This is a genomic window from Streptomyces sporangiiformans (assembly GCF_005768555.2).
Taxonomy (GTDB): domain Bacteria; phylum Actinomycetota; class Actinomycetes; order Streptomycetales; family Streptomycetaceae; genus Streptomyces; species Streptomyces sporangiiformans.
On record NZ_VCHX02000180.1, the window covers coordinates 55,288 to 80,811 of the forward strand.

The window sequence follows — 25,524 nt, forward strand, 5'->3', positions numbered from 1 at the left end:
CCTCGCGGGGCGAGGAGTACGCGGTTCGGCGCATAGTGGAGAGAGGACGGGCGCGAGCCCGGAAGGAATGGGGATCATGGCCCACCAGGCGTCCGCATCACCGGATGCGACCTCCCTGCTGCTGAGCACCCATACGGTCGAGGACTTCCTCCGTGCCCTGGCCGACAGCGCGCTGGCGCTGTATCCGGCCGCGGACGGATGCGGCGTCACCCTGGAGCGGCCCAACCGTCCGCTGACCGTGGTCAGTGCCGGCATCAGCGCCCCCGAACTCGACGAGGCGCAGTACGGGCAGGACGACGGTCCCTGCCTCGAAGCGCTGCGAACGGGCGAGGAAGTCATGGTGGAGGACATGCTGAGCGAGGAACGCTGGGGCCCCTACCCGGCGTACGCCGTGTCCCGTGGTACGCGCTCCTCGATCTCCCTGCCGATCGCGGCTCGCACCCGCACCGTAGGCGCCCTCAACCTGTACGCGCCCAAGCCCGCCGGCCTGGACGACGCCGACCTCACCGGTCTGCGCGCGCTCGCCTCCCAGGCCACCGGCGCCATCGCCCTGGCCCAGCGCATGGCCGACACCGACGAATACGTCGCGGATCTGCTGAGGGCGCTGCGGTCGCGCAGCATCATCGACCAGGCGATCGGCATCATCATGGGCCGGCAGCGCTGCACCGCCGAGGAAGCGTTCACGACCCTGCGCCGTGCCTCCCAGCACCGCAACATCAAACTCCGCGACCTGTGCACCGAACTCATCACCAACATCAGCGGTAAGCCGCCCTCCGGCGGCAGGACACTGCCTCCCCGCCCCTGACACACGGACCCTGGTCTGTCGCTCGAACGCGCCGCCAGGGTCTCTCGGACGGGGTTCACCCGGATGGCGGAACGCCCGCGCCGCCGCCCCATGTAGAAGGGCCTGCTCCTGCTGCGCCCGGGCTCACGGCCGGTCCTGCCCGGGCCCCGCTCAGCGGGTGATCTTGATGCGGGTCGCGCAGGATGGTGCCGGTTGCCCAACCGCAGGGACAGCAGGGCGGGGCAGCTGTTTCTCCTGCGGCGAACTGCCGCCCGATCCCCCACTCAGGAGCAAGAAATGGCAGTAATGACGGAGACGTTGGTACCGGCGCTGGAGGACGCCCGCCAGGCCCATGCGGCCGTGCTCGACCGGTTGCGGGCAGATGCGGCCGTCACGCCGCCCGGCCCGTACCGGCAGATGCTGGAGCGCCAGGCCGACGACGTGCAGGACAGTGTCCAGCGCATCGAGCACCATGTGCGCGAGCTGCGGCCCCGCGGGCTGCTCGGCGGCACGACCGACGTGGCGAGGCTCGCCGCCCGTACCACCGTCCGGGCGGCCATGCTGCCGGTGACGATCGGGCAGCGGTTCGTCACGGGGGTGCTGCAGGGCCAGGGCCCGGCCGATGAGCGGCGGCTGCTGAGGAACACCGAGGACGAGTACGCGACGGCGGCCCGGGCGCTGGCCGTCTCCCGAGCCGGCGAGGTCCTCGCCGAGCAGGTCCAGGACCAGGCCACCATCGATCTGCTCACCACGCTCCGCCGCCAGAACCAGGAGCTGCTGGCCACGCTGGAGGACAGCGTCGCCGCGCAGGCCCGGTCCGTGGCCGCCGCGGGCAACGGCAACGGATTCCGCCCGGAGCAGAGCGGGTATCGCGGCCTGGTCGAGGCGGCCACCCGCACGGTGCTGACCGCCGCGGACCGGCTGCGGGACGCGGCCCGGACCGGGGGACGGCGAACCCGAGGTGCCGCTGAGGGGGCGATGCGGGAGATGCCCGAGGCGACCCGCGTGGCCGAGCAGGTCCAAGGCGCGGTGACCCGGGAAGAAGATCTGCCCATCGCCCGCTTCAGCCAGCTCAGCGCCGATGAGATCCAGCGGCGGCTCCGCTCGCTGTCCCAGTCGGAGCTGACGGTGATCGAGGGCTACGAGCGCAGCCATGCCAACCGGCCCGGTGTCCTGGACGCCATCGAGCACCTGCGCGGCGGCGAGCCCTGGCCCGGCTACGACGCCATGGAACCCAGCCGGATCATGGACCGGTTGCAGAACGAACCGCTCAGCGTGGCCCGCCAGGTGCTGGAGCACGAGCGGCGCCACCGCCGGCGGCAGACGATCATCTCCGCCGCCGAAGCACGCGTTCCCGCGTAGTTCCGCCGTCCCCTGTTCCCTGCCCCCTGTTCCCTGCCCGGTTCCCCTGCCCGCCCCTTGCTCTCCGGGGCGGGCAGGTCACGAGTGACCGCCGTCCGTCTTGTCGAGGAGCGTGCGAGCCCCCGTCCCCGCGAGCCCTACGGACGTGAAGATCACGCGGAACAGCTCCCAGGCGGTCGCGTCGCCGAGGGAGCCCGTTGCGCTCTCCTCCTCCGCGGCCTCGGGGTACCGCGGCACAGGCACCGTCCTCGGGTCATCGGGACGAGGCGGATCGACCCGGCGAACTGAACCTCCCAACACGGGCTTCCACTTCCCTCAGTAGGGGGCCTGTTCGACCCTGTGGCCGGTCGCTGACACACCACGCGGAACTGCCCTCGCCACGCTAACGACACCGGCCCTTGTGTTCCTCGTGCGCGCCGCCACGGCCGTCTCGCCGCCACCCGGACAGTGCAACCGACCGCGGCCGACGCACCATGCTCAGAGTTCGTCGGTGGGCACGATCCCCGCCTGCCCCTCCCATTCCTGCCGCCCGGGTTCCGTGGCGTGCAGGATGGTGCGGGCGACCAGTTCGGGCGCATCGAGCATGGGTACGTGGCCACAGTCGGTCAGCGCCACCAGGCGGGCGTTCGGGATCATGGCGCGGGCCCTGACGGCCTGTCTCGGCGGCAGCAGGCGGTCGCGGGTGCCCCAGGCGATGGTGACCGGGACATCGGGGATGTCGCCCGCGAACAGGTCCGGGGCGCGCCCGGCCCGCAGGGTGGCCTGGAATGCCGCCGAGTCCCGCAGCGGCCGCAAGGCCGCGACCACCCTCTCCGGTGGGCACAGGTCCGACCGCCCGTACAAGGTGCCGGTCAGCACGGCGCGGGCGGGGGCAGTGCCCACCAGCCGGGCCAGGGCCGCCTCGGGCAGCAGCCGCACACCCTGTCGGGCTCCGGTCAGCACCGCGTAGGCGTAGCGCCGCTCGGCGCTGGTCCAGAAGCCGGCGGGGGCCAGCGCCGTCACACTGCGCGCCAGCCCCGCCTGCCCCAGGCGCAGCGTGATCAGCCCGCCCAGTGAGTGGCCCACCACGTGCGGCCGCTCCACGCCCAGCGCCGCGAACACGGAGCCCAGCCACGCAACGGCCGTCTGCAGGTCACGGGGCACACCGGGGTCCAGGTCGGGGGACTGTCCGAAGCCCGGCAGGTCCATCGCGATGACCTCTCGCTGTCCTGTCAGGAGTGGCACGACCGGATCCCAGGCCTGCCGGTGGCATCCCAGCCCGTGCAGCAGCACCACCGGATCGCCGGAACCCTGCCGCTCGTACGCCACGGTCACCGGACTCAGATCCGCCGCCTGGCCCTGGACGAACCAAGCCGCTCGAGGCGGGACGACGACCTGTCCCCGCTCACCGTCGGGCCCTGCCGCGGGCTCCCGCCGCAGCCAGAGGGCACCCAGCAGGAGACCACGTAGGCCGACCGCGACCCGCAGGGCACGGTCCCCGCCTTGGCCGGCTATGGAAAGAACCTCAGACAACCAGGCCATCGCGAACACCTCACACACTCCACGACCCATTACGCCACAGAGGCGCAGTTTCTGCACTTGAGTCGCAATAGTCTCAACTCCGGACGAAGTGGCGGTAATTCCCTGTTGCAAGGGCAGCGCATCATCGGGCGCGGCGCACGTCGTGCTGTCCGGGTGCGCCGCTGTGGCGCGGCCCCTCGGCATGCGGGTTACTCCGTTCGGGCCCAGACTGAGGGAGGTCGGTTGCCGCACAGGCAGTCCCTGCGGGGCGACCGGCAGATGCGCGGCTGGTGAGACAGACGTTCTCCAGCGCATCCAGCGGGATCCATCCAGACCGGGAGCCCGATCACTCCTTCCTTCGGGAGGTTCCGTGATCTTGATAGCCCTGCTCGTACCGGTACTCATGATGCTTTTGATGCTCGCAATGGAGGCGTTCGAGGACTTCCTCTTCCGCCCTCCCGAGGTCCCACCGACACCACCCGGCGGCGTTGATGAGCCGTCCAGCCGAAGCGGACCGAAGTCGGCCGAGGCAGAACCTCAGAAGGACCGAGCCGCGGCGCGGGCCCTTCGGGACCGCTGAGCAAGCTCCGCATTCGTCCGTCCTCCGTCCACCCACAGGTGCGCCCTCTTCCGGTGGATCCCCTTGACAGGTCTCCGTGACGGGGTCCAACCTTACGCTCCAATACGCAGAACGCAATATATTGGAGCTCGCATGGAGACACCCCACGCCCGCGCCGCCACCGCGGACGGGCACGACGGCAACCCTGCCGGATCGGCATCCGCCGAGCGGTCAAGACGCTGGTGGCGACTGGCGATCGGCGTGCAGTCGATCATCGCTGTCGGCCTCGGCGCGCTGATCGGCTCGCTCGCCCCCTCCGCCGGCGAGCAGATGAAGATCTTCGGCGACCTGTTCCTGAATCTGGTGCAGGTGGTCGTCCTGCCGCTGGTGTTCCCCCTGATCGTGCTGGGTATCGCCCGCATGGAATCGGTCAGGAAGGTGGGCCGGATCGCCGGAAAGGCCATCCTCTACTTCGAGATCGTCACCACGGTGATCCTTCTCATCGCCGTGGGACTGGCGAAAGTGACCGGCATCGGCAAGGGCGCCCCCGTCGCCGATGCCGACCCCAAGAGCCTTCAGAGCCTGGAGCAGGGCATCGACTTCCACGAGTTGATCCTGCACGCGGTTCCGAAGAACATCTTCGCCGCGTTCACCGAGGGCAACCTGCTCGGCGCGATCGTCTTCGCGTTGCTGCTCGGCGTGGCCATGGCCGCCATCGGCGAGAAGTCGGCCCCGTTCGCCACCCTGCTGGACTCCGTCGCATCCGTCATGTTCAAAGTCGTCGGCTACGTCATCCGCGTCGCGCCCCTGGGCGTGCTCGGCTTCATCAGCTATGACGTGGCGCACTACGGCTTCGCGAACCTCAAGAGCCTGCTCGGCTTCATCACGGTGGTCTACGCGGGCCTGGCCATCGTCCTGGGTGTGATCTTCCCGCTCATCGCCGCGATCTACCGCGTCCGCTACGTGGCCCTGCTCAAGGCCGTCGGCGGGCTGGCAGGCATCGCGTTCGTGACCCGCAGTTCCGAGGCCGTACTGGCTCCGCTCATGGGCAAGCTGGAGGCATTCGGGATCAGCCGCTCGACGTCGTCGTTCGTCGTCCCCCTCGGCTACTCCTTCAACAGCGACGGCTCCGTCCTCTACCAGGCAGCCGCCCTGGTTTTTCTCGCCAACGCCTACGGCGCGGACACCTCCATCCCGGCTCTGCTGGTCATGGTCGGCGTGCTGGTGATCCTTTCCAAGGGCATGGCAGGGGTGGCCTCGGCCTCGATCGTGGTCCTCATCGCGGCCGGCAACACCGTCGGCCTCCCCGCGGAGGGCATCGCGCTGCTGCTCGGTGTCGACTTCATCGTCGACATGGCACGTACGGGTGTGAACGTCATCGGCAATTCGCTCGCGGCCGCCGTGGTGGACCGCTCCGAAGCCCGCGGTGAGGCCAAACGAAGGGCCGGGCACGGCTCACCGGACCCCGTCGGGCACGAAGCACCGGACGCCGCCGGGCACGAAGACCACCCGAGTGCGCGGGCCCTGCAGGAGGAGACCGCACGGTGAACGGCTCCACCGGGGCTTCGGAGATCATCGGCATCCTGGGCGGCATGGGCCCGGCCGCGACTGCGGACTTCTACACCAAGCTGGTGTCGCTGACTCCGGTCCGCAGCGACCAGGACCACCTCAAGACGGTGATCTGGTCCGATCCGACGGTGCCCGACCGAACCGAGGCACTCATGGGCCGCGGCCCCGACCCCACCCCGTGGCTGTTGAACGGAAGCCGGGTGCTGCGGGAGGCGGGGGCCACTGTGATCGCGATCCCGTGCAATACGGCCCACGCGTTCATCCCGGAGATCGCCGATCGTGTGGGCCTGCCCATCGTTCACATGATCGGCGAGGTGGCCCGGCACCTGACTCGGCTGCGCCCGCAGGTGCGTGTCGCCGGACTGCTCGCCACCACCGGCACCATCCGGGCGGGCCTGTATCAGGACTGGCTCGCCCGCGCCGGCATCGACCTCGTCCTGCCCGACCAAGCCGGCCAGGACGACCAGGTGATGCCCGCGATCCGGGCGGTGAAGGCCGGTCAGCGGGGTACCGCCGTGTCCGGACCGCTCGCCCGGGCCGCACGACAACTGGTCGGCAACGGGGCTCAGGCCATCATCGCGGGGTGCACCGAGATCCCTCTCGGACTCACTCCCCGGCTCGTCCCCGTCCCGCTCGTCGACCCGGCCGCCGTACTGGCCGGCGCCCTGGTGCATCGCTCCCGTACCCGTGAAGCGCCAGGCCTGCCGGCTTCACGCAACAGCGATGTATCGTATGCAATATGTCACTCGACAGCCCAGTCTCCCGGCGCCTCCTGAGCGATGAGGTCTTCCAGCGTCTGCGCGACTCCATCGTGCGCGGCGAACTGGACCCGGGAGAAAAGGTCAAGGACGGCGAACTGGCCGAGCGCCTCGGGCTCAGCCGCACCCCGGTGCGCGAAGCGCTCGCCCGGCTCGCCGACATCGGACTGGTCGAAGCCAAACCCGGCGTATACACCCGCATCACCACCCTCAACCGGCGTGACGTCGAGAAAACCCTCGCCGTCCTGCGCTCCCTCGACCAACTCGCCGTCGAAACCGCCGTGCCCCTCATGACCGAACAGAACCTCGGGCAGATGCGGGCGGCGAACCGGGATTTCGAGAGGGCCGTCGCCGCGAACGACACCTCCGCCGCCCTGGAGGCCGACGACCGCTTCCACGCGGTACCCATCACCGTCGCCGACAATCCCGTACTGAGCCGGATCATCGAGCAGTTGCACCCCCAGATCCACCGCATCCTCTACCGGAAGTTCTCCACCCTGCTCGGCGGCCGCAACACCATCGAACACCACGAGCAGCTCATCACCGTCTGTGCGACCGGTGACAGCCGGGCCGCCGCCGACCTGTCGGGCCAGCACTGGTCGGAGCTCGGCGGACACATCAACAGGCTCTTCGACACGAACCAACTCGCCGACACCGCCGGCTGAAGCTCCACCGAAGATGCGAGGCCCGGATCGATGCGCATACTCGACTAAAGAGCGAGAAGGTCGGCATGTAAGACATGCGAGACAGCGGAAGGGCGCCTGTGGAACTCGATGCTGTCGCCGAGGAGCTGTACGGGGTGCGGCCGGATGAGTTCACCGCCGCCCGCAACCAGCGCGCGGCAGCAGCGCGTAAGGACGGGGACCGCCAGCTGGCCGACCAGATCAAGGCCCTGCGTCGGCCGACCCTCTCGGCCTGGGCCAGCAACCTGCTGGTGCGCGAGCAGCCCGAAGTGGTCGAACCGCTGATCCGCCTCGGCGAGGGCCTGCGTCAGGCCCACCGGGACTTGGACGGTGAGCAGCTGCGGGCGCTGTCCCGCCAGCAGCACGCCCTGATCGCCGCCATGTCGCGACAGGCGCGGCAGTTGGCCGCCGAGGCCGGACAGCACGTCAGTGAGGACGTGCGGCAGGAGGTCGAGCAGACCCTGCGTGCGGTCCTCGCCGATCCTGACGCGGCCCAGCAGTGGGCCAAGGGCCGGCTGACCAAGCCGCTCGACCCCACCACCGGCTTCGCGGCGGCCGGCGGCCGCCGGCTGCGCCTGGTGACTCCCCCCGCCCCACAGCCCGAACGCCGGGACCAGGACAAGAAGACCGGCCGGGCCGAGGCGGAGCAACGGCGGCGCAGGCAGGTCGAGGAAGTCCGCCAGGAGGCCGAGGCGGCCGAACAGGAACTGCGCGAGAGCCAGGAGCGTGCGGCGCGGGACCACGGCGCCGCCCAGGACGCCAAGGAACGGGTGGCCGACCTGCACCAGCGCATCAGCGAACTCACCGAGCAGCGCAAGGGTTTGGCGGCACAGGCCCGCGAGGCGGAGGCCGAGGAGCGCCGGGTCCGCGACCGGCAGCGCGACAGCGACCGCGCGGCGCGCCAGGCCCAGCGCCGAGCCGACGCCGCAGCAGCCCGCCTGAAGCGCCTGTCCGGCGACATGTAGTCGTCCCGCCCCAACTCCCCCTGTTCCAGGGGGAGAAACGCTCTACGGCGCCCGAAGTTCACCAGGGTCACCAGGGCCACCAGGGCCACCAGAGAGGGGACAATCCGCCCGGATCAGGGCAGCGGGTCGACGAAGGTCAGTACCGAGGCGTCCTCTTCGATCAGCGGGGCGAGCGCGGTGTTGAACGGCACGCCGTACGGGGCGTTCAGGTGCGCCTGGAAGGCGTCTTCGTCCCGGTACGCCTCGAAGATCCAGTAGGCGCGTGGGTTGGACGCCTTGGTGTAGACGTCGAAGGCGAGGTTGCCGTCCTCCTCGCGCACCTTGCGGGCGTAGTCCCGCATCAGGCGGGCGACATCGTCCTCCTCCCCCTTGCGGGCGGTGAATTCGGCGAACAGGGTCTTCGTCACGGTGTCGCGTCCTCGCGTTGTGGGGTGCGGACGATTGTCCACGGCGCTCGACCAAGCGATGTCATCGTTGACTTATGTCAGCGATGACATCGACGGGAACCGATGATGAGCGGAAGCTCGTCGATGCGTCAACCGTGCGAACGTGATTGCTCCTGAGGCGGCCGCACGGCAAGCCCCCGCGGGTCCCCGGCCGCCGCGTCCGCGCCTGCGATGCGGCCGTCGGCAGCTGCGACGACCTGCGTGCGTCGGGCCGTCCCGCGACGCCGGTACGTTGCCGAATTGTGACGGGCACAAGGCATTGACGTTCCCGGGAGCCGGGTCCATCATCCTCGGCAAGTGTCAACGATGACATAAGTCAACGATGACACCAGGGGACGGCATGCTTCGATGCCGGCCGCCTCATCCGCAACCCAGCAGGAGCCCCTCCATGTTGCGCACCACTCGTTCGACCGCCTTCCTCCTCAGATCCGCCGCATGCCTGGGCATCGCGGCCCTCTCCCTGACGGCTTGTGGGCCCGGCTCAGGGTCGGATTCCACCGGCTCCGGCTCGGGGAAGGACGTCAAGGTCGGTCTGATCACCAAGACCGACACCAACCCGTTCTTCGTGAAGATGAAGGAAGGCGCGGAGAAGTCCGCCAAGGAAAACGGCGTCAAGCTGGTCAGCGCGGCGGGCAAGTTCGACGGGGACAACGCCGGGCAGGTCACCGCCATCGAGAACATGGTCGCCTCCGGGGTGAAGGGCATCCTGATCACCCCGAGCGACTCCAAGGCGATCCTGCCCGCGATCGAGAAGGCCCGGGCCAAGGGAATCCTGGTCATCGCCCTGGACAGCCCGACCGAGCCGGAGGAGGCGGTCGACGCCCTCTTCGCCACCAACAACTTCAAGGCCGGCGAGCTGATCGGCGAGTACGCCAAGGCGGCCATGAAGGGCAAGAAGGCCACGATAGCCACGCTCGACCTGGCGCCGGGTGTCGCCGTCGGGGTCCAGCGGCACGACGGCTTCTTGAAGGGGTTCGGCATCGACGAGAAGGACCCGGCGGTCGTCTGCTCCCAGGACACCGCGGGCGACCAGTCCAAGGGGCAGACCGCCATGGAGAACTGCCTGCAGAAGTCGCCCGGCATCAACGTCGTCTACACCATCAACGAGCCTGCCGCGCTGGGTGCGTACACCGCGCTGAAGGCCAAGGGCCGGGAGAAGGACGTTCTGATCGTCTCCGTCGACGGCGGCTGCACCGGCACCCAGGCCGTCAAGGACGGCAAGATCGCCGCGACGTCGCAGCAGTACCCGCTGAAGATGGCCGCCGAGGGCGTCAAGGCCGTCGCGACGTTCGCCAAGGACGGCAAGAAGGCGTCCGGTTACACCGACACCGGCGTCACCCTGATCAGCGACAAGCCGCAGGACGGGGTCACGTCCAAGGACACCGCCTACGGCCTGGACAACTGCTGGGGCTGAACCGCGTTTCCGAGGCCCGTTCGACACCGCCTCTCCCCTTAAGCGGGGCGGCCGGCCCCAACCCCTCCCCCGACCTGGGACGGCCGCCCCCTCGTCTGCTTGTCCTCCGGCAAGGAGTGACAAGGGCTTCTGTCTTCCGACAAGGACTTCGCATGACTGCCACGTCCACGCCGTACGCCGACATCAAGGCGCCGACCACGGCCCGCAGGCTGCTCACGGCGCCGACCGCCGGCCCGCTGGCCGCCCTCCTGATTGCCTGTCTGTTCTTCTCCCTGACGACCGACCAGTTCCTCACCGGCGGGAACTTCTCCCTGATCGTGCAGCAGGTCATGGTCGTCGGCACCCTCGCCATCGGACAGACCCTGATCATCCTCACCGCGGGCATCGACCTGTCCTGCGGGACCGTGATGGCGTTCGGCAGCATCGTGATCGCCAAGATGGCGGCCGAGGGCTCCGTGCCGCCCCTCGTCGCCATCGCTCTGGGTCTGGCCGTCTGCGGGGGCTTCGGCCTGGCCAACGGACTGCTGGTGCAGAAGATCCCGCTGCCCCCGTTCATCGTCACCCTCGGCATGCTCAACGTGGCGTTCGCGCTGACGCACATCTATTCCGAAGAGCAGACCATCAGCAACCTACCCGGGCCGGTGACCGCACTGGGGGAGACCTTCCCGCTCGGCTACACGGACATCACCTACGGGTCCCTGTTCACCATCGCCCTGTTCCTCCTCTTCGCGTACGCGCTGAGCAACACCTCCTGGGGCCGGCACGTCTACGCCCTGGGCAACAACAAGGAAGCCGCGCGGCTGAACGGCCTGCGCACCTCCCCGCTGACCATCGGCATCTACACCACGGCCGGCGTCCTGTACGGAATCGCCGCGCTGCTGCTCATCTCCCGCACCGGAGTCGGCGACCCCCAGGCAGGCCAGACCGACAACCTCGACAGCATCACCGCCGTGGTCCTCGGCGGCACCAGCCTCTTCGGCGGACGCGGATCGGTCCTGGGCACCTTCATCGGCGTGCTCATCGTGGGCGTCTTCCGTAACGGCCTGCAGCTGATGGGCGTCGCCTCCATCTACCAGACCCTGATCACCGGAGTGCTGGTGATCCTGGCGGTGACCGTCGACCAGATCTCCCGGAAGAAGGCCCGATGACCGCCACCGCTCCCTCCCCCGTTCTGCAGGCCCGCGGTCTGGTCAAGCGCTACGGCCACGTCACCGCCATCGACGGCGCCGACTTCGACCTGCTGCCCGGCGAGGTCCTCGCCGTCATCGGCGACAACGGAGCCGGCAAGACCAGCCTCATCAAGGCCCTCACCGGCGCTCTGGTCCCCGACGCGGGCGAGATACGACTCAACGGCGAACCCATCCAGTTCTCCGGGCCGCAGAGTGCTCGCAGCCACGGCATCGAAACGGTCTACCAGGACCTCGCGGTGGCCGCCTCCATGGACATCGCCTCCAACATGTTCCTCGGCCGCGAACTGCGCCGCCCCGGCCTCCTCGGCAACGCCTTCCGCATGCTCGACAAGAAGCGCATGCGTCAAGAGGCAGCCGAGCACATGGCCGACCTGAAGATCGGCCTGCGCTCGCTCACCCAGGCGGTCGAGACGCTCTCCGGCGGCCAGCGCCAGGCCGTCGCGGTCGCCCGCGCCGTGGCGTGGGCGCGCAGCGTCGTCGTCATGGACGAGCCCACCGCCGCCCTCGGCGTCAAGGAGTCCGGCCAGGTTCTGGACCTCATCCGCCGCGTCCGCGACAAGGGCATGCCGGTCGTCCTGATCAGCCACAACATGCCTCATGTCTTCGAGATCGCCGACCGGATCCACGTCCACCGGCTGGGCCGGCGCGCCGCCGTGATCAAGCCCTCCGACTACTCCATGGCGGAGGTCGTCGCCATCATGACCGGCGCGCTCACGGTCGACGACGCCGGAGGTACTGTCGTCGCGGACTCCGATGCCGCGAAGGCCGCGGGAGTCCAGGCCAACTGACCACCACTCAGCACTTATCGGTTCCGGCCGGCGCAGCGGCCGGAACCGATGAGCACACAGGAAACGGCTCTACATGGCAGCGAACCGCCGCCCCACCCTGGCCGACGTCGCCCGAGAAGTAGGCGTCAGCGCCAAGACGGTCTCCCGTGTCCTCAACGGGGACGGACCCGTTTCACCCCGGACCAGGGAACAGGTTCTCGCGGCCGTGGCCGAACTCGGCTTCCAGCCGAACCTCATGGCACGCAACATCCGCGTCGGCGGACCCGACACCACGATAGGACTGGTCGTCCCCGACCTCGGCAACCCCTTCTTCGGAGCCGTGGCCGGCGGTATCGAGGACACCGTCCGCGACCGTGGCCTGACCCTGCTCATGGGCTCCTCCGCCGAGGATCCCGACCGTGAACGTGACCTGACGGAGAAGTTCCTGGCCCGCCGTGTCAGCATCCTGATGGTCGTGCCGTCCGTCGGCGCCGACCACTCCCACCTCAGGACCCATCGCTCCACGGGCCTGCCCGTGGTCTTCATCGACCGGCCGGCGGTCGGCCTGTCCGCGGACAGCGTTGTCAGCTCCAACCGTGCGGGCGCCCACGACGGTGTCGCCCACCTGATCGCCCACGGTCACCGGCGTATCGGTTTCGTCGGCGATCTTCCCACCAAGCTCTACACCCGCCGCGAACGTCTGAGCGGATACCGCTCGGCGCTGCGGGAAGCCGGTCTCCCCCATGACCGTTCCCTGATCACCAGTGCCCACGACCAGCATGCGGCGGCCAACGCGACCTCCCGGCTGCTGGCCCTGGCGGATCCCCCGACAGCCCTGTTCGCCGGAAACAACATGGTCGCGCTGGGAATCGTCGCCGAACTCTCCCGTAGCAAGCGGAAGGACATCGCCGTCGTCGCCTTCGACGACCTGCCGCTCGCCGAGGCACTCGAACCGGCCCTGACCGTCGTCGCGCAGGACCCCGAGGAAATCGGCAGGACAGCCGCGGCCACCGCCCTGGCACGGCTGGACGGCGACCGCTCCGGCACCCGGTCCCGCACGATCACCGTCCCCACCAGGCTGATCGTCCGAGGCTCGGGCGAGCGCCCTGCCCTCGCGATGCAGGGCGCTGCCCCCAACTGACGTGCGGCGGTGGGTGGATCGACGCACCTACTGGATGGTGATCGCGAGTTCCTCGTCCGTGAACGTGCGATGCGGTGGGTTGACGTCGCTCTCGCCGCCCCTGCCGTCGCAACCGCGGTCGGGGTTGAACATCAGGTACGTGCCGGACGAGCAGGTGATCCACATCTCGGCGTCTCCGCCGAGCACGGTGCTGCCCGAGAGGTTGGCGCCTCCCTGAACGATGGCGTTGTCCTTGACGACCACGTTGCCGCTGATCCGGGCGCCGGAGTTGACCCAGGCCAAGCCTTCGACACGGGCGTTGCCGGTCACGGTCGAGCTGCCGAAGACCGCGGCGCGTGGGCCGACGTACACGGTGGAGGCGACACTGGCCCGGTTGTCGACCCAGCCGCCGCCGTTGGAGTGCCAGTGGCCGCCGCCCGTCGCGGCCGGTTTCTGGTGGCCGGGTTCGTGGCCGGAGGGGGTGGCGCCGCTGATACGGAACTCGTACGGATAGCGGTGGTTCTTGGGGTAGCCGTCGAGGAAGCCGTAGTGGTGCACGGTGTTCGGGGTGCCGGTGACGACCAGGTAGACCTCCTTCTCCCCTGGTTGGGTCTGGAAGCTGATCTGGCCGTCGGAGCTGCTGGAGACGGTCCCGTAGCGCGGGGTGCCGTTCCTGACGGCCACGAAACCGTACGACCAGCCGGAGCCCGCGGCCGCGTTGACGTGCCCCTTGAGGTGCAGCTTGATCAGGGCTCCGTCACTGGCGGGCACCAGCTTGATCTTGTTGTAGCCGTAGTCGGAGGGCGCGAGGGCGTCCGGGATCGCGTAGTGGCCTGCCGACTGGTTCACCGCGTTCACGGGGACGCCGTTGTAGGCGTTGATGAAGCCCGCGCCGTACACGTTGTTGATGAACGGCATGATGTGGGTGCGGTTGGAGTAGTCGTAGGTGACCTGGCGTTGGGCGTACTCGGCGACTCTCGTGTTGAGCTGAGCCTGTGTCAGGTTGTTGATGCGGCGGTACGTCTCCAACGGGTGCTCGGTGCTTCTCGCCTGGTTCCAGGTGTCGTTGAAGGTCTTGATGCCGCCGTACTTGTCGACGAGGTACTGAATCAGCATCCAGTTGCCGTAGTGGTGGCGACTGGAGGAGTAGGCCAGGCTCTCGGTGCGCAGGAACCGGGTCAGGTCGCCCGCGCCGCCGTCCGGGTACACCTGCATCGCCATGAACTCGGCGCTGCTCTCCCAGAACGTGCCGGCCGACGGGTCGGTGAGACCCACGCCGCCGCCCTTGCCGAGGAACGTGTAGTTCTGGAAGACGTGGGCCAGTTCATGGGCCAGTCCCCAGGAACCGGGCGCGGCCGCGGCGGGCGCGATGTTGATGACGCCGACCCTGCCGTCGGCCGAGCCGCCGGTGGCCCAGGCGTCGAGTTCAGCGCGGTTCCAGGTTCGCGTGACGATCACGTTGATCTTGTGCTGGGCCAACAGGCCTGTCTCCGGCGTGAACTTCATGGTGTTCACGTAGAAGGAGTACAGGTTTTCCAGCTGACTCAGGATGCTGTCCGGGTCGAACCGGTAGTCCGAGGGGGCGTTCTTCGGGTTGGTACCCGACTTCTCGCCCCACAGCAGGATGAAGTTCGCCGATTCCTTGGTGCGCTCCGGCTTCCACGGAACCTCACCCGTCGCGGCCCAACTGGGCGGGACGTAGACGCTCTTCGCCGCCGCCGCGGTCCGCGCCTCCGCGGGCGGCGCGGCGTCCGGGTGGGCCGATACGGGTGTGATCGCCAGGGCCGCGCCCAGCGCCCATACCGCCAGCACGACGCCCGAGCGTCGCGTACATGTCAATAAGCCTCGCACAGTGATCGTCACGTGGAGGCCCTCTGTTCGACGAATCGACTCGGCTCCGCTTCCCTCACGAAGCCGCGCCATGGTGCCATGGGAGCGCTCCCGTGACCAGTCGACTGCGGCCGCGGGAAACGCCGTTGACCGCTGGGGCAGGGCGAGGGCCGGATGCCTCGTCGGCTGCCGCCGCAACCCGGGGCACCCAGTGACACCCGGCGGCGATCAGGTCTCGCGGAGCGACTGTTCAGCCCAGATGATCTTGCCCGTGGGGGTCTGTCGAGTGCCCCAGCGGTCGGTGAGCTGGGCGACGAGCAGGAGACCACGGCCGCTCTCGTCGAACGCGCGGGCCCGGCGCAGGTGCGGTGTGGTGCTACTGCCGTCGGCAACCTCGCAGATCAGGGACTGGTCCTGGATCAACCGAAGCCGGATCGGGGCCTCGGCGTGCCGGATGGCATTGGTCACCAGCTCACTGACCACCAGTTCCGTGGTGAAGGTGAGGTCTTCGAGGCCCCAGCGGCTCAGCTGGTCGGACGCCACCTTTCGGGCTTCGGCGACGACGGAGGGATCCGCGGCCAGATCCCAGCTGCTGACCTGACCGGGGCCGAGGGAACGGGTCCGGGCGATGAGCAGGGCGACGTCATCGTTGGGGACCGTGGGAAGCAGCCGCTCGAGAACCGTGCCGCAGGTGCTGTCCAAGGAGTGGCCGGAATGGCGTGCCAGCACACGGCAGAGTTCGTCGAGATTGCCGGGCCGGGCGTCGATCAGGCCGTCGGTGTAGAGGGCGAGCAGGCTGCCTTCGGGCAGCTCCAGCTCCGTGGCCTCGAAGGGCAGGCCGCCCACGCCGAGCCTGGGGCCGGCCGGGAGGGCGAGCAGCTCGACCGTGCCGTCGCTCCTGACCAGGGCGGGCTCCGGGCCACCGGCACGGGCGATGGTGCAGTGGCGGGAGATCGGGTCGTACACCGCGTACAGGCAGGTGGCGCCCATGTCGTCGGCGGTCTCGGTGCGCTCGGCGCCCTCGTCGGTGCTGCCCTCGTAGCTGCCGCTGCCGTCGGCACTGCTGCCGTCCGCGGACAGTCGGATGACCAGGTCGTCCAGCTGGGTGAGTAGTTCGTCGGGGGCCAGGTCGACGTCGGCCAGGGTCCGTACGGCGATGCGCAGCCGCCCCATGGCTGCCGACGCGTGGATCCCATGACCGACGACATCGCCGACGACCAGGGCGACCCGGGCGCCGGGCAGCGGGATCACGTCGAACCAGTCGCCGCCGAGGCCGACCTGCGAGCTGCCCGGCAGATAACGCGTGGCGACCTCCACGGCAGCCTGCTGCGGCAGCTGCCTCGGCAGCAGGCTGCGCTGGAGGGTCAGGACGGCGTGCCGCTCGCGGGTGTAGCGGCGGGCGTTGTCGACGCAGACCGCCGCCCTGGCCACCATTTCGCCGGCCAGGGCCAGGTCGTCCGCCGCGAAGGGCGCCGGGCGCCGACGAACGAAGACCGCCACGCCGAGTGTGGTGCCGCGGGCACGTACCGGTATCGACATCACCGAGTGGAAGCCGTAGTCGCGCACCCGGGCGGCCCGGGCGGGATCCGACAGAGCCCACCGGTCGAAGTCGCTGTCTCCCAGCGAGCTCACGACGGGCCGGCCGGAGGCCAGGGCGCGGGCAGGCGGTGAGTAGTCCGGGTAGGTGTCCACCGCGCCCAGCGCGACCACGGCCTCGGGGACGCCCTCGATCACGGACTGATGCGCGACACGGCGCAGGGCGATGGTGCCGTCGACCGGGCCCGGCAGCGGTTCGCCGCCGTGCAGTACGGAATCCACCAGATCGACGCTGACGAAGTCGGCGAACCGCGGGACAGCCATGCCCACCAGCTCGTCGGCTGTACGCCTTACGTCCAGTGTGGTGCCGATCCGGGCGCCCGCCTCGTTGAGCAAGGCCAGCCGCTGCCGTGCTTCGAACTGCTCGGTGATGTCACATCCCGCGGTGAACACTCCGTGGACCCTGCCCGACGGATCCGCCACGGGCGACATGTTGACGGCCCAGGTCAGCTCCCGGGCCCCGGGCGCCGTCGGCGCGGAGACCTCGTAGCAGACCCCCTGGCCGGTCGCCGCCACGCGGCGCATCGTCTCGGTCACATGCTCGGAGAACGCGGGGGCGGACGGTACTCCCTGCTCCCGGGCGTCCCCGTACAGCTCCTCCACGACCCGGCCGAGCGCCTGGTCGTCCGCTTCGAGGCCGAGCAGGCTGCGGGTCGCGGCGTTGATCCGCACGGTCCGTCCGTCGGCGTCGTAGATCGCGAGGGTGAGCGGGGACAGCTCGAACGCCCACTTCATCAGCTGGGCCTCGTCCGGCGAGTGCATCAGGAACCACTGGGGCTGTCCGTCGGCGTCCAGTGCCGACCATGCCCGCAGGTCCGCGTCCAGGCGGCGGCCGTCCTGGTGCCGCAGCGCGACCCTCCCGCTCCAGCTCTGCGCCGCGGCCGCGTGCCGCAGGTCGGCCGCGGGCGGATCGTCCGCCAGCAGGAGGGACGCGGGATGGCCGATCACATCGGAGGGTCCGTAACCGAGCAACCTCCCGGCACCCGGGCTCCACGCAGCGACCAGGCCACGTGCGTCGACCGCGGCCACCGCCTCCGTCGTTTCGACGAGACCCTCGCCCCCGCCCCGAGGGGTTTCATCGAACGGATCCATCGTCATTCACCTCGTCGCGGGGCGCCGACGGCCCTGCTCCCCGTACGAAACCGGTCGTCTCCGAAGCCCCACACCTTCCAGCCTATTGCTCGGGTGGGAAGCACCACTGGTGGCCGCGGCAGCCGGGGCATCTGATGAAGAACACGTTGTCCAGCCCCTTGCCGCGCCCAGCACAAGCTCGCCGTGCTCGAACGCGCGGGCGTCATTGAGAATCCAGGTCGGGCACCCGACCCGGCACGCCAGTTCGTCCTGAGGTGTTCCCGGGTGGTCCGGGCCACCGCGTCGATCGCGTGCGACAGCCCCGCGCGAGGAGTCCTGGCGCTGCCCTTGGTCTCGATCGAGTCCTCGACGATCAGCGCCCACCTCAGCTCGTCGACGCCCATCTCGACGCCGAGCGGACGCTTCACCACGGACTCCCCTTTCGGGTGGCGTCCATAAATGTTCGCAAGTCGAATATTTTTATCATTCCCCTGCATATGGGTCGATAATCGAGACTTGAGCCCGGGAATCCTCGTGGAGGGAGGTGACGGGTGACCTTTCCACCCTCTCCCTCCGGCGTTCCAGCGCGTGACGTGGGCCGCTCTCTCGGCGTGCCGGAGCCTCCGGTCCCCGGGCCGGGTGGCGTGGTCATCGTGCTGGACGCCACCGGCCACATCACACTGTGGAACCGGTCGGTCGAGGACATGCTGGGCTGGACGGGCGAGTACGTCCTGGGCCGCCGCTTCGACCACCTGATGGACACCGGCGGCACAGCCCCGGAGAAGCCGGCTGACATCCTCGCCGAGTTGCTGAGTTCCGAGTGCTGGAGCGGCTCCCTGTGCCTGCGTCACCGCGACGGCCACCGCGTCCACGTCCACGTACAGGCGTCCCTCCTCGTCGACGGCGACGGCAGGGGTTTCGTCCACGCCGCGCTCACCGAGACGAGCGGGCCGAGCACCGGGCCGGCCGGCCTGGCGGCCCTGGAATCGCACTTCGACTCGTCCCCGCTGGGTGTCGCGATCTTCGACACCGACCTGAGATGCCTCAGGGCCAACGAGGCCCTGGCCCGGCTCGACGGTCGTCCGCTGGTGAACCACCTGGGCCGCACCGTGGACGAGCTGATCGGCGAGCCGGTCGGCCGCCGGCTCGCCGAGGTGCAGCGGCAGGTACTCAGGACCGGCAGAGCAGTGCTGGACATGACCTTGCCGGGGCCGGACGGGAACGGGTTCCGCTCCGTGTCCTGCAGCCGCCTGGAGGACACGGATCACAGGGTGATCGGCGTCGGATGCACGGTCATGGACATAACGGAACGACGCCGTATCGCCCGGCAGAACGAGATCGCCCGCGAACGGCTCTCCCTGCTCAACGATCTCGGCTCACGCCTCGCCGACCTGCTCGAGATCCCCGGAATCGCCGAACGGCTGGCCGCCACCCTGGTCCCCAGGTTCAGCGACTACGCCGGAGTCATCGTCCTCGAATCCGTGGTCACCGAAAGTGAACTCCCCCGGCATCCGCCCACCCACCGCACCCCACTGATCCAGTTGGGCGTCGCCGCGAGACAGGACAAGCCGCCGGTGAAACGGATGCTGCGGCTCGGCCAGTCGGTCGGCGTCGCGGAGCACTCGGCCGTCAGTGAGGCGCTCAGCACCGGACTCCCCCAACTCATCGACTCACCCGAGCAGTTGCGGTCCGCCACCTACCCGGACGATCCCAAGACCCGTGCCGCCCTGGAACTGGGCGTCCACTCAATGATGATGCTGCCGCTGCGCGTCGGGGGCATCGTGCTCGGCCTGCTGGTGGTCTATCGCGCCGACGAGAGCCCGCCGTTCGACCATGACGACCTGGCCTTCGCCATGCGGCTGGCCGGCCGTGCCAGTACCTCACTGGACAACGCCCGGCTCTACGCACGCGAGCGTGAGGGCGCGCTCATGCTGCAGCGTGCCCTCATGCCCCAGCACGTGCCCGAACCGCCCGGGGTGCGCATCGCGTTCCGGTACGTTCCGGGCACCGCCCGCAACGAGGCGGGCGGCGACTGGTTCGACGTCACACAGCTCGCCGGGGGGCAGGTGGCTTTGGTCATCGGTGATGTCACAGGTCACGGGCTGCGCGCCGCCGCCACGATGGGGTTGCTGCGTACCGCCGTACGCACCCTCTCCATCCTCGATCTCCCGCCGGCCGGGCTGCTGCAGCACATCGACGCCATCGCCGCCGACCTGGCCCACGGTCCGGACGAGTCCCTCGTGGCGACCTGCATATACGCCGTGTACGACCCCGCGCGCAGGCGCTGTGTCATCGCGCGAGCGGGACATGTACCGCCGATGATCGTCGATCCCGAACCCCTCGCCGAGGGCGGTCGCAGGGTCCGGATCCTCGACGTGCCGGCCGGGGCCCCGCTCGGCGTCGGCGGTGTGACGTTCGAGGAGGTGGGCTTCGACGTGGCGGACGACTCGGTGCTCGCTCTCTACACCGACGGTCTCATCGAGACCCGAGGCGAGGACATCGGCGAGGGACTCCGGCGCCTCAGCTCACAACTGGCCCAGCCGCACGCCTCGCTGGAGGCGGCCTGCGACAGCGTGCTCAGCCTCGTCGAGCCCGGTACCGAACGCGACGACGTGGCACTGCTCCTGGCCCGACTCGTGGGTCTCCCGGACGACCCGCCCCGTACTACTGGGGCTTCACCGACGTCGTGACACTCAAGACCCGCAAGCAGACCACGTTGCCGGACTTCGACGGTCAACGCGTCGGCGCCGTCAGCGGCTCGGTGCAGGAAACCTTCTGTTGAAGGACATGAACACCGACCTGGCCCCCCACCCAGGGCTGACCGGGCGGCCGCTGGACGCGGGCAGCGGCAGCGGCGGCACCCGCGCTCCGCCGGCCCGCGTCCTCGGCCGGATGCGTAGGTCGCCGACCACCTGCGCCCGCTCGCCGAGCTCGTACCGCCCGAGGCCGAGACCAGGACGGCCACGACCAGGTTCTGCATCGCACCTGGGAAGACGGGCCTCCTTACCGCGCTCAGGCGCGCCAGTTTTTTACAGATATGATGCATTTTGTGCTTGTCCTGAGGCGACTGCGGCGCCGTCGTCGTCCATACGGCGGCCGGTGGGAAGCTGTCCGGCTGTCACCGGTGATCCTCACCATCCTCATCGCCGCGCTGGCGTTCTCCACACCGAGGGAGATCGCCATAAGCCGCCTCCTGCCTGCCGCGCCGGCCCTGGCCGCCTCGATGTGGCCCGTGCTCCCCACGATCTTGCTGGGGACGTTCTGCCTGCTGGTCATGGTCGGACTGAGCTTCGTCTACACCGACCTGGGGACGCCCTACACGGCGGCTGCGATCGTCGCGGTCACCTTGGCGGCCGCATACGCAAGCCACGTCCGGCTTCGACGGGAGGAGGCGCTCTTCCAGATCCGGCTCGTCGCCGACACGGCGCAGAAGGTGCTGATGCGGCCCCTGCCCAGCCGCCTCGAGGGCATCGAGATCGAGTCTCTGTACGTGGCGGCCCAGGCGCAGGCTCGGATCGGCGGTGACTTCTACGAGGCAGCCGTCACACCGTACGGGGTCCGGCTGCTCCTCGGTGACGTGCGCGGCAAGGGCCTCTCCGCTGTGGGAACGGCGTCAGCGGTGATCAGCTCTTTCAGAGAGGCCGCGCACGACGAGCCCGACCTGCGGGGCGTCATCCACCGCCTGGAGACCAGCATGGCCCGCCATGGTGCCGCGTTCCCCTCCCCGGACCTGCCGGAGCGTTTCGCCACCGCTCTGATCGCCGAGATCCCGCACGACGGCAGCCACCTCAGACTTCTCAACTGCGGGCACCCCCCGCCACTGCTCGTGCACCACGGGAAAATGTGCGTTCTGGAGCCCACCGCTCCCTCTCCGCCGCTCAACCTCGCGGCGCTCATCGGAGACCGCTACTACATCGACACCGTGGCCTTCGCCCCGGGAGACCAGCTGCTGCTCTACACCGATGGCGTAACGGAGACCCGGGACCGCGCGGGCGAGTTCTTCCCGCTGCCGGACTGGATGCGCCGCCAAGGTCCGGCCGCGCCCCCGGGGCTGCTCGACCGGCTTCACCGGGACCTGCTCGTTTTCAGCGGCGGAAGGCTCGACGACGACATCGCCGCGCTCGCCGTGCGATGCCCGGAGCACCGGGTCGCGGAACATCCGGCGTAGCCGACGAGCATTTGTGCTGGCTGGCCACCGGCGGATCGCGATGGCGCCGCAGTACTGCCTCAATCGGCGCCGTCGGCGCGGAGGAGCAGGTCGAGCAGCCCGGGGAAGCGGGCGTCGAACTCCTCGCGGCGCAGGCGGTTGACCCGCTTGGGCCCCTGGTCACGCTGTTCGACCAGGCCCGCGCCGCGCAACACCGAGAAGTGGTGGCTGAGCGCGGCCTTGCCGACCGGCACGTCGAAGCTGCCACAGCTGCGCGTCCAGTCGGCGGAGCCCGCCAATTCGCGGATCAGCTGGATGCGCACGGGATCAGCGAGCGCGGACAGCGCGGTCAGAACGGAAACCTCCTCGGGATCCGTATGCACCGGCGCCGCACGGTGACTGCCGCCCGCGACCTGGTTCGACATGCCCCTCCCGTCGCCACGCGCATCCCCGACGGGACACCGCGTGGAGTGTTCCGGCCACTTGCTGACTGTTCGACGAATATCTTACAGTCCGGGTTTTCGGTTTCCATTGAACACTTGCCGCACCGGCTGTGTGCAACGTCGACGGAAAGGTTTGCTGCCATAACACCCCAGGCAGAGCACGAGCCAGATCCCTCTCATTGACGGGAATGAAACGGGATGCAAACCTCGGGGCGTGCAGGTCACCATTCGAGAGGTCGCGAAGGCGGTCGGCGTCTCCCCCTCCACCGTGTCCCGGGCGCTGACGCCGGGCGGGACGGTGAGCGCGGCCACCCGGGACCGCGTGCTGGCGGCCGCCGACCGTCTCGGCTACCAGCCGAACCGCGCCGCCCGGGGCCTGATCACCGGGCGTACCGGGGCCGTGGGCCTGATCGTGCCGGATCTGCTGAACCCGTTCTTCGCGGAAGCCTGCAAGGGGGCGCAGGCCCGTGCCCGGGGTCTGGGCCACTCCCTGATCGTCAGCGACGCCGAGCGCGACGAGGGCCTCGAAATGGACGCGATCCGCACGCTCGCCCCCGAGGTGGACGGCATCGTGCTGACCGCGTCCCAGCTGAGCGCCGAGGAACTGGGCTCGCTGCGCGGGCTCACCGCCAAGCCGGTGGTGCTGCTGCACCGCAGGGAGCCCGGTTTCCCGAGCGTCACGGCCGACCTGGCCGAGGGGATGACGGACGCCCTGACCCATCTGCACGCACTCGGCCATCGCCGGATCGCCTATGTGGGAGGCCCCCGCAGCACCTGGGAGGCGCGGGAACGGGCGGCCGGCGTCGAGGCGATGGCACAGACCGGCACGATCGATCTCGTGCGGGTGGGCAGCGTGGCACCCCACTTCGACGGCGGCATCACGGGAGCGGCGGACGTGGTACTGGCCAGCGGGGCGACCGCGGTGGTCGCCTTCAACGACATCGTCGCCTTCGGACTGATCAGCCGCTTCACCGCGCGCGGGGTCCGGGTCCCGGACGACATGAGCGTGGTGGGCTGCGACGACATCGCCCTGTCCGGGATGGCCGCCCCGCCGCTGACCACGGTGTCGGTGCCCAAGGCGCACGCCGCGCGGGCCGCCGTGGACCTGCTGTTCCGCACGCTCAGGACTCCCGAGGTCGAAGGAGAGGAGCCCCTGCAGCGGGTGCTGCCGACGCACCTCGTCGTCCGCGGCTCGACAGCGGCGCTCGCTGCGCACTGACCCGGACGCCACCGCTCAGCCTTGCGGGACGGCCGCACAACGGTCGTCTCAGTGACCGACGTCGTGGTCGCCCGCTTCAACGAGTCCGCTCTCGTAGGCGAAGATCACGATCTGGATGCGGTCCCGCAGACCGAGTTTGGTGAGGATGCTCGACACATGTGATTTGACGGTGGCGGGTCCGATGAAGAGCTGGGCGGCGATCTCCGAGTTGCTCGCGCCCCGCGCGACGGCGCCCACGATCTCGCGTTCGCGGTCGGTGAGCCGCTGCAGGCGGCCCGCCACGGTCGCGTTGACGACACGTCGCTCCGCGAACTGGTCGATGAGGCGCCGGGTGATCGACGGTGCCAGGAGTGCCCCGCCCTCGGCCACGGTGCGCACGGCGATGGCGAGTTGCTCGGGAGGAATGTCCTTGAGCACGAAGGCGCTGGCACCGGCACGCAGCGCCTTGTAGACGTACTCGTCCGGATCGAACGTGGTCAGGATCAGCACCCGCACGTCCCAGTCCGACTCCCGCAGGATCCGGGACGTGGCCTCGATGCCGTCCATGCCGGGCATGCGGATGTCCATGAGGATCACGTCCGGACGATGCCTGCGTGCCGCGTCGACGGCCTCGAGTCCGGTCCCGGCCTCGGCCATGACCTCGATGTCGTCATGGACCCGCAGAATCATGACGAAGCCCCGGCGGACCAGCGCCTGGTCATCCACCACGACGACACGAATGCTCACGCGGGCTCTCCTCCGGTAGGCAGATGTGCGGCCAGCCGGAATCCACCGCCGGGACGCGGCCCCGCATCGAGGCTGCCGCCGAGGAGGAGTGCTCTCTCCCGCATGCCGACGATCCCATGGCCGGGCACACCGCCGTGGGCGCCGGCCGACACGGACTGAACGGCGGCTCCACGACCGTCGTCGAGCACCTCGATGGTGAGGCCGCCGCTCTCGAAGCTCAGGCGCACCTCGGCTCGGGTCCGCGGTCCACTGTGCTTCAGCACGTTGGTCAACGCCTCTTGGACGATGCGGTACGCCGACAGCTCCACGCGTGCCGGGAGAGCAGCCTGGACATCGCCGGTGACCGAGACGTCCAGCCCCGCCTCGCGGACCTGCTCGACGAGTTGGTGGAGGTCGGCCAGCCGGGGCTGGGGGCCCAGCCGGTCGCGGTCGGCGTCCGGCCGCAGCACTCCCAGCAGGTGACGCAATTCGTCCAGCGCCTGGCGCCCGGCTTCCTCCACCGCCGCCATCGCGTCGAGGGCCTCCTGGGGATCCTGGGCGGCCACCATCCGGGCCGCGCCCGCCTGCACGGTCATCATGCTCACCCGGTGGGCGACCACGTCGTGCAGTTCGCGGGCGATGTGAGTGCGCTCCTCGGCGACGATCCGGCGCGCCTCGGCGGCCTGCTCCTCGCCGCGTCGGGCGCGGCGCTCCGCACGCAACCGCAGCCGCCGACCGATGTACCAGGCCACGAACATGACTACGGCGCCGAAGCCGACATCCCCCCAGGGGGAGGAGTGCAGCAGGCCGTCGGTCACGAGCGCGGTGATGGCCGCGGCGAAGCCCGCGGCGGCGGCGAGGCGGCTCCGCCGGGTGTCCGCGGCGTATCGCCCGGCACTGTACAGCGCGACGATCACGAACCCGCCCCCGGTGGAGTAGATGCTCCCCAGCGTCGGGCCCCAGGCGGCGAGTGCCACGGCCAGGACCGCGAGAGGTTCACGGCGACGCCGGTAGAGCGCCCCGGCGGCCACGGCGTACAGCAGCAGGACCGGGACGGGCACCTCGGTGATCGGGCGGACGCGGAGCGCGTCTCCGGGTGCCTCCTCCAGGAACACCGTGGCCAGGAACATGGCGGCGGCGAGGACGGCGTCCGCGCCCCGCGGCCAGCGGGCGAAGGGCCCGCGGAACCTGCCCGGCACGCCGGAGACCGGCGTCTGGGAGGGCAGCGCCGTGCGCTTCATCATCGCTCCGTCAAAAGGATTCCGGCGCCCTGGCGTTGGTCATCAGGGTGCACCGGGCAAGCCATCGTAGGCCCAGGTCGCGGGCGCAGTCACCCACCTGTGGGCGGATCCCGGGCTCCCCCGTCAGGGGGTGGTGCCGCCGCGTTGTCCCCGTC

General features: G+C 69.8%; 21 protein-coding genes. 13 read left to right on the forward strand and 8 right to left on the reverse strand.

Translation table 11 applies throughout. The features are described 5' to 3' along the window. The first annotated feature begins 76 nt into the window (after positions 1-76). The gene (locus tag FGD71_RS32730) at positions 77-805 is read left to right on the forward strand and encodes a GAF and ANTAR domain-containing protein (RefSeq protein WP_119104187.1); all 729 of its coding nucleotides are present in this window, start codon (positions 77-79) and stop codon (positions 803-805) included. Positions 806-1,081: 276 nt separating this feature from the next. Next, the gene (locus FGD71_RS32735; protein WP_119104188.1) at positions 1,082-2,146 is read left to right on the forward strand and encodes a hypothetical protein; all 1,065 of its coding nucleotides are present in this window, start codon (positions 1,082-1,084) and stop codon (positions 2,144-2,146) included. A gap of 78 nt (positions 2,147-2,224) precedes the next feature. On the opposite strand, the gene FGD71_RS47625 is transcribed toward FGD71_RS32735, so the two are convergent. Then, positions 2,225-2,383 carry a hypothetical protein gene (locus tag FGD71_RS47625; RefSeq protein ID WP_162931293.1) on the reverse strand — a complete coding sequence of 53 codons (159 nt, stop codon included), beginning with the start codon at positions 2,381-2,383 and terminating at the stop codon, positions 2,225-2,227. A 240-nt stretch (positions 2,384-2,623) separates the two neighbouring features. Then, the gene (locus FGD71_RS32740) at positions 2,624-3,667 is read right to left on the reverse strand and encodes an alpha/beta fold hydrolase (RefSeq protein WP_119104310.1); all 1,044 of its coding nucleotides are present in this window, start codon (positions 3,665-3,667) and stop codon (positions 2,624-2,626) included. A gap of 691 nt (positions 3,668-4,358) precedes the next feature. Here FGD71_RS32740 and FGD71_RS32750 point away from each other — a divergent pair. From FGD71_RS32750 to FGD71_RS32765, 4 genes are all read left to right on the forward strand, one after another. Beyond that, entirely contained in the window at positions 4,359-5,753 is a 1,395-nt protein-coding gene (locus tag FGD71_RS32750; RefSeq protein WP_119104190.1) for a dicarboxylate/amino acid:cation symporter, read from the forward strand. After that, entirely contained in the window at positions 5,750-6,550 is an 801-nt protein-coding gene (gene cuyB / locus FGD71_RS32755) for a cysteate racemase (RefSeq protein ID WP_119104191.1), read from the forward strand. The genes FGD71_RS32750 and cuyB overlap by 4 nt, the downstream gene beginning before the upstream one ends. Continuing rightward, entirely contained in the window at positions 6,514-7,197 is a 684-nt protein-coding gene (locus tag FGD71_RS32760) for a GntR family transcriptional regulator (protein ID WP_119104192.1), read from the forward strand. Before cuyB ends, FGD71_RS32760 begins: the two co-directional genes overlap by 37 nt. Positions 7,198-7,295: 98 nt before the next feature. After that, on the forward strand, positions 7,296-8,180 hold the full coding sequence (locus FGD71_RS32765) for a hypothetical protein (RefSeq protein ID WP_119104193.1): 885 nt from the start codon (positions 7,296-7,298) through the stop codon (positions 8,178-8,180). Between the two features lie 113 nt (positions 8,181-8,293). Here FGD71_RS32765 and FGD71_RS32770 read toward each other — a convergent pair whose 3' ends face one another. Further along, positions 8,294-8,587: a putative quinol monooxygenase gene (locus tag FGD71_RS32770; protein ID WP_119104194.1), complete on the reverse strand. Its 294-nt coding sequence runs from the start codon at positions 8,585-8,587 to the stop codon at positions 8,294-8,296. Positions 8,588-9,014: 427 nt separating this feature from the next. Between FGD71_RS32770 and FGD71_RS32775 the strand changes: the two genes are divergently transcribed. From FGD71_RS32775 to FGD71_RS32790, 4 genes are all read left to right on the forward strand, one after another. Further along, positions 9,015-10,040, forward strand: coding sequence for a sugar ABC transporter substrate-binding protein (locus tag FGD71_RS32775; RefSeq protein WP_119104195.1), 1,026 nt, complete (start codon positions 9,015-9,017; stop codon positions 10,038-10,040). Between the two features lie 152 nt (positions 10,041-10,192). Beyond that, on the forward strand, positions 10,193-11,188 hold the full coding sequence (locus FGD71_RS32780; protein ID WP_119104196.1) for an ABC transporter permease: 996 nt from the start codon (positions 10,193-10,195) through the stop codon (positions 11,186-11,188). Continuing rightward, positions 11,185-12,018: an ATP-binding cassette domain-containing protein gene (locus FGD71_RS32785; RefSeq protein WP_119104197.1), complete on the forward strand. Its 834-nt coding sequence runs from the start codon at positions 11,185-11,187 to the stop codon at positions 12,016-12,018. Before FGD71_RS32780 ends, FGD71_RS32785 begins: the two co-directional genes overlap by 4 nt. A 73-nt stretch (positions 12,019-12,091) precedes the next feature. Then, positions 12,092-13,138, forward strand: coding sequence for a LacI family DNA-binding transcriptional regulator (locus FGD71_RS32790; protein WP_119104198.1), 1,047 nt, complete (start codon positions 12,092-12,094; stop codon positions 13,136-13,138). Between the two features lie 27 nt (positions 13,139-13,165). Here FGD71_RS32790 and FGD71_RS32795 read toward each other — a convergent pair whose 3' ends face one another. After that, positions 13,166-14,929 (reverse strand): DUF6055 domain-containing protein, encoded by a 1,764-nt coding sequence (locus FGD71_RS32795; RefSeq protein ID WP_119104199.1) that lies wholly within the window; start codon positions 14,927-14,929, stop codon positions 13,166-13,168. Positions 14,930-15,175: 246 nt separating this feature from the next. Further along, the gene (locus tag FGD71_RS32800) at positions 15,176-17,635 is read right to left on the reverse strand and encodes a SpoIIE family protein phosphatase (protein WP_119104311.1); all 2,460 of its coding nucleotides are present in this window, start codon (positions 17,633-17,635) and stop codon (positions 15,176-15,178) included. A 590-nt stretch (positions 17,636-18,225) separates the two neighbouring features. Here FGD71_RS32800 and FGD71_RS32805 point away from each other — a divergent pair. Then, positions 18,226-20,304, forward strand: a complete 2,079-nt coding sequence (locus FGD71_RS32805) for a SpoIIE family protein phosphatase (RefSeq protein ID WP_162931294.1) — start codon at positions 18,226-18,228, stop codon at positions 20,302-20,304. A gap of 347 nt (positions 20,305-20,651) precedes the next feature. Beyond that, complete coding sequence (locus FGD71_RS32810) at positions 20,652-21,782, forward strand: PP2C family protein-serine/threonine phosphatase (RefSeq protein ID WP_119104201.1); 1,131 nt, start codon at positions 20,652-20,654, stop codon at positions 21,780-21,782. Between the two features lie 59 nt (positions 21,783-21,841). Here FGD71_RS32810 and FGD71_RS32815 read toward each other — a convergent pair whose 3' ends face one another. Then, positions 21,842-22,186: an ArsR/SmtB family transcription factor gene (locus tag FGD71_RS32815; protein WP_119104202.1), complete on the reverse strand. Its 345-nt coding sequence runs from the start codon at positions 22,184-22,186 to the stop codon at positions 21,842-21,844. A gap of 232 nt (positions 22,187-22,418) precedes the next feature. On the opposite strand from FGD71_RS32815, the gene FGD71_RS32820 reads away from it, so the two are divergent. Next, a complete protein-coding gene (locus FGD71_RS32820) occupies positions 22,419-23,423 on the forward strand; it encodes a LacI family DNA-binding transcriptional regulator (protein ID WP_119104203.1) in 1,005 nt (334 codons plus the stop codon). A 48-nt stretch (positions 23,424-23,471) separates the two neighbouring features. Here the strand turns inward: FGD71_RS32820 and FGD71_RS32825 are convergent, their stop codons facing one another. Together FGD71_RS32825 and FGD71_RS32830 are read right to left on the reverse strand one after the other, a co-directional pair. After that, positions 23,472-24,149 carry a response regulator transcription factor gene (locus FGD71_RS32825; protein ID WP_119104204.1) on the reverse strand — a complete coding sequence of 226 codons (678 nt, stop codon included), beginning with the start codon at positions 24,147-24,149 and terminating at the stop codon, positions 23,472-23,474. Then, entirely contained in the window at positions 24,146-25,372 is a 1,227-nt protein-coding gene (locus tag FGD71_RS32830; RefSeq protein ID WP_205571169.1) for a sensor histidine kinase, read from the reverse strand. Before FGD71_RS32830 ends, FGD71_RS32825 begins: the two co-directional genes overlap by 4 nt. Positions 25,373-25,524 lie beyond the last annotated feature (152 nt).